The 342-nt window shown below is 71.6% G+C and carries 1 protein-coding gene; it reads left to right on the top strand.

Annotated features, from left to right (window positions below; translation table 11 throughout):
* On the top strand, window positions 1-342 hold a 342-nt coding region (locus tag H5407_RS23815), incomplete at both ends, for an NUDIX domain-containing protein (protein ID WP_183106938.1).

Below are 342 nucleotides of genomic sequence, written 5' to 3'. Positions count from 1 at the left end.
CCCTGAGCCCGCACGCCGACGCGGCCGCGCAGCTCGCGCGCTCTCTGGCACGCTTTCCTGGCGAGCGGCAGCGCCTGGCCGCGCTGTCGGCGCAACTCGCTGACGACCACGGCGATGTGTTCAGCCGCGCCAATATGCGCGGCCACATCACCACCAGCGCGATCGTGCTCGATGCCAGCGGCACGCAGCTGCTGCTGATCCACCACAAGACCTTGGACCGCTGGCTGCAGCCGGGCGGCCATTACGAGGCGCCGGGTTCGGTGTGGGACTCGGCGCTGCGCGAAGTGGCGGAGGAAACCGGAGTCAGCGGCCTGCGACCGCATCCGCGCTGCCAGGGGCTGC

It is taken from the genome of Mitsuaria sp. WAJ17 (genome assembly GCF_014174515.1).
GTDB lineage: Bacteria > Pseudomonadota > Gammaproteobacteria > Burkholderiales > Burkholderiaceae_C > Roseateles_B.
This window is presented reverse-complemented; position numbering and strand designations above follow the sequence as displayed.